General features: G+C 38.8%; 4 protein-coding genes. 2 read left to right on the forward strand and 2 right to left on the reverse strand.

The features are described from left to right. The coding region (locus Q0E08_RS08850) for a glycoside hydrolase family 2 protein (RefSeq protein WP_367118530.1) at positions 1-786 on the forward strand (786 nt) is incomplete at its 5' end. 297 nt (positions 787-1,083) lie between these two features. Here the strand turns inward: Q0E08_RS08850 and Q0E08_RS08855 are convergent. Then, entirely contained in the window at positions 1,084-1,695 is a 612-nt protein-coding gene (locus Q0E08_RS08855; protein WP_294778755.1) for a YitT family protein, read from the reverse strand. Between the two features lie 144 nt (positions 1,696-1,839). Further along, on the reverse strand, positions 1,840-2,667 hold the full coding sequence (locus Q0E08_RS08860) for a pyridoxamine kinase (RefSeq protein ID WP_294778756.1): 828 nt from the start codon (positions 2,665-2,667) through the stop codon (positions 1,840-1,842). A 410-nt stretch (positions 2,668-3,077) separates the two neighbouring features. On the opposite strand from Q0E08_RS08860, the gene Q0E08_RS08865 reads away from it, so the two are divergent. Continuing rightward, positions 3,078-4,049 (forward strand): alpha/beta hydrolase, encoded by a 972-nt coding sequence (locus Q0E08_RS08865; RefSeq protein ID WP_294778758.1) that lies wholly within the window; start codon positions 3,078-3,080, stop codon positions 4,047-4,049. Positions 4,050-4,460: the final 411 nt, after the last annotated feature.

The raw sequence follows: 4,460 nt of genomic DNA on the forward strand, positions 1-4,460 counted from the left end.
AGAAACAAGGGCAGATGTAACGGCTCAATGTATTGGCAGTTCAACGATTGTTGGGGTGTTTGCTCGTGGTCGAGTATCGATTACTACGGCAATTACAAGGCTCTTCAGTACGGTGCAAGGCAATTTAACGCTCCGCTTACCGTGTCGTTTGAGGATACAAAGGATTATATCAAATTGTTTGTACTTAATGATAAAATCAAACCGCAGGAAGTTGTTCTTGAATATTCACTTTTTGATTTTGAAAAGGGAATACTTGAAACCAAGTCGTATGATATAACCGTTGACACAAGGGCGTTGTTTAATATCCCGATTTCGTGGCTCAATGATTATGACAAAAAGTCAACCGGCATTGTGGCAGTTTTGAAGCAAAACGGTAAAGTAATTGCAAAAAAGACCTGCCTTTTTGATAAGGAAAAAAATCTTGATTTGCCTAAAGCAAAGCTTAAAACAAAGATTTATGTTAAGAAGGACAGCGTTGAACTTTGTATCAAGACGGATAAATTTGCCCGTCTTGTAAAAGCCGAATGTTCTGCAACACATCTTCCGTTTTCAGATAATTTCTTTGACTTGTTGCCAAATGAAGAAAAGGTAATTACAATGAAACTTGACGGCAGCGTTACTGCCAAAGAAGTTGCAGAAAACACGGTTGTTTACAGCCTGACGGATATTGACTTTAACAAGAGCAAGGTCAATTCATTCGTTAAGCGCGCAAAACTGTATTTCTCTCCTGTAAATATCGGCAATGCCATCCACCACGGCAAAGTGCCGAAAGACGAAAAACTGTAAAATCTATAAAAGACTGCACTGAGTTTGGTGCAGTCTTTTTATGTGTCACAGTCAATTTTATGTGTCAATGTGAGATGAAAAGTTTGCGGATAAAAACTTCCGATTTTTCAAAAAAGTTAATTACGCTTATTTTTTGATTGCGTTTCAACAGTTTATGCTGGCACTCGTCAGCGCGTCCGATGCCGTAATGTTCGGAATGCTCAGTCAAGACACTTTGTTGGCAGTTTCGCTTGCGGTAAGGAAAGAAAATAACGCTGTATTAAAATAGGCTTGCGTTTTGTTTGGCAAGCCTGTTTTTTACTGTATTGACTTAAAAATTTTTGTTTTGTTTGCGACAGTTACTGTTGTTTGAATAATCGGACCCGAAAGCAAAACCGTTGCAATCGTGCATATTCCGAATTTGCCACCCAACAAAACGCCTGCAACAACCATCAAAACATCAAGTATCATTCTGACTGTTTTGACTTTCCATTTGTTCTTTTCGGCAAGGGAAAAGGTAACTGCTTCATATGAACCTCTGCCGAAATCCGCGGCGGAATACAGTCCTGTTCCAAATGAAAATATCACAATTCCTATAAGCATTAATATAAAATTGACGGCTTTAATTTCCGTGTAATGCTGAATTTTAGTGAATATATCAACAAAAAAACTGTAAATGATTTGGTAAAGTATCGTTCCCACATTTATTTGTTTGCGGTCGTAGAAAAAAGCAAAAATTATCATTGCAACAGCAACAACAAGTGACGAGGTGCCGATTGTCATACCGGTTACATTTGTCAGTCCTTGCCAAAGTATAGCAAGTGTTGCACCGCCAAAGCCTGCACCTATTGCAAGTGTGATTCCATAGGCGGATATAATTGAACCGATAATAACTGTAAGTGTTTTAATTAAATATTTCTTGAACTTCATTTACTCATCACCAAAAAAATAAGACTGTAAACTCCGCTGTTATGTTCAGAAACAGCAAAATTTATAGTCTCAGTCAGCCTAGACAGCATTAATTTTTTCTTGATTATACATCCGTTGAATTAAAAAGTCAACAGGTTGCGCACTTTATTTATTATATTTTGCAAGCAAGGGAAGTGCCTGTTCAAAGTTCACCCCGTAAAATCGAGCGTCTTTGTCATTCATAGTGAATTTAATGCTTTCGTATACGAACTCACCTGCAATTTCAACCGATTTTGCAAGAGAACAGCCTTTTGCTAAGGCTCCGACACAGGCGGAGGAAAACACATCGCCCGTGCCGTAAAATATTCTGTTTATCTTTTTATGAGCGTAAAAGCTGTATTCGTTTGAGGTGCTGTCATAGCTCATTATTCCGTATTTGCCGTCATAGTGTGCACCTGTTATAATCGCTTTCGAAGAACCGAGTTCGGTAAGCTTTTTAAGTATATTTGTAATATATTTGTCATCGTACTCTTTTTTGTATTCCGTATCGGTCAACATACACGCTTCTGTGAGGTTAGGCACAATAATGTCCGCTTTGCCGCACAAAACCCTCATTTTGTTTGCAAATTCTTCGTCAAAATTTTTGTACAGTTCGCCGTTGTCAGCCATTGCAGGGTCAACAAAAACAAAATTGTCATCTGTTTTGAATTCGTCAATAAAGTTGCATATAATGTCAATTTGTTCGATAGAGCCGAGGTAGCCTGTGTATATTGCGTCAAAGGAAAAGCCTTCGCTTTTCCAATGCTTTGCAACAAGCGGAATTTTGTCGGTTAAATCCTCACACATATAGTTGTCCCACAAAGTGTGAGTTGACAAAACCGCCGTAGGTATAATGCTTGCTTCAATCCCCATAGCAGAAATAATAGGCAAGGCAACCGTAAGCGAGCACTTGCCAAGGCACGATATATCTTGTATTGTTACAATTCTTTTCACACAGCCACCTCCAAAATCACTTTATATTACCATATTATTATACTTTCAAAAAGTACCAATCTGCAATAATTTTCAGTATACAGTCTTTTACAGATACTATTTTATTTGCCGTTTGTGAACATTTTTTTAACGAACATAAAACTTTTTTGGCTGATGTTACAAAATACGCAAATTATTTTGTTGAATATGTATATTGTATCTTAACCGTTCATCTATTATAATGTAACTATAGATCTATTATATTAGACTTACTGTATATCAAAAACAAGTGCTCCCAAATCAGAACATTGCACTTATTAAAAAAACAGACAACGCTCCCAAACCGTTGTCTGTTTTTATGTTATTGATGATATTCCTAATGTTGAAATAATATTTGCGTTTATGTTATAATAAATAAAAGGAGGAATTTTATGAACATAAAAAACACAGGCAAAGTTTTTGCCGTCCTCGGCGGATTGACGGCATTAACGGTATTGTCGTCGGAGATATTCTATGATTTTTCAATAAATACAAAATCGCCCATACATATGAGCAAACTTAACAATCTTGTTCAAAAAGTAACAAATACTTCCGGCAGCGAGGAAGAAGCCAGTGCAAAATACAGCGGACTGACGGGCACACCGGAGATGAAAAAATGGTATGCCGAACACGGCGAGGATGTTTATATAACCTCAGATTCACTTCGTTTGCACGGGAAAAAGTTTAAAAACGACGGTTCAAAATATGTCATTGTCTGCCACGGGTATACAAGCAAGGCAAAGCATATGGCAGGATTTGTAAACAAATTTCATTCACTCGGATATAATGTTTTGGCGGTTGACGCCCGTGCACACGGCGACAGCGAAGGAACAAAAATCGGAATGGGTTGGCCGGACCGTTTTGATGTTATCGAATGGATAAAACTAATTCTTTCTTGGGATGCAAACGCACAAATAATTCTTCACGGTGTTTCTATGGGTGCCGCAACGGTACTTATGGCGTCCGGTGAATCGTTACCGAAAAATGTGAAGGCTGTTATCGCCGACTGCGGCTACACATCGGAATGGGACGAATTTAGGCTGGAAGCGAAAAATCTGCATATTCCGTGGTTTCCTGTGCTCAATGTCACTTCCGTTTTATCAAAGCTCCGTGACGGCTATGATTTTAAGCAGGCGAGTGCACTTGAACAAATCAAAAAAAGCAGTATTCCGACTCTGTTTATTCACGGAACAGAAGATGAACTTGTTCCGTATTGTATGCTTGATGAACTTTATACGGCGGCAAATTGCGAAAAAAAGCAGTTAACCGTTAAAGGTGCAGGGCATGCACTTTCTTCTTCTGTTGCACCGGAACTTTATTGGAACACAGTTGAAAACTTTATCGCAAAATATATAACCGAATAGAGTGAGTTTGCAATTATAATTACCGCCTTTCTCCTTGTTTGAATCCCACCGATTATATTTAAAAGTAAAAAAGCTCGTCTGATGACGAACTTTTTATTTTTGGCAAAGAACCCTAACTTTAATAGAAACTATTTTAAGGGGGGTGCAACTCAAGGTCGGAGGGGGTGCATTTTAGTTTTAAGCGGGGTGCAGTTCTCGATTTGAGGGGGTGCATTACTCTACCCGTGAGGACAGCAATAAACCGCGGGCGTTAAACCTGCGGTCTTTTCGTTTTTGTTGGGACTCAAGCCTCGATTTCTGTGCCACCCTGGAATTTGAATGTCATCCGTCCGTCAGACCGGGCGGAATTTTTTATGGCTTCGCAAAGCTTTTTAATTTTTCAGTCCCGCTCCCCTCGAATAAACGGAATTG

The sequence above is a fragment of the uncultured Eubacterium sp. genome (genome assembly GCF_934561735.1).
Lineage (GTDB): Bacteria > Bacillota > Clostridia > Oscillospirales > Acutalibacteraceae > Eubacterium_R.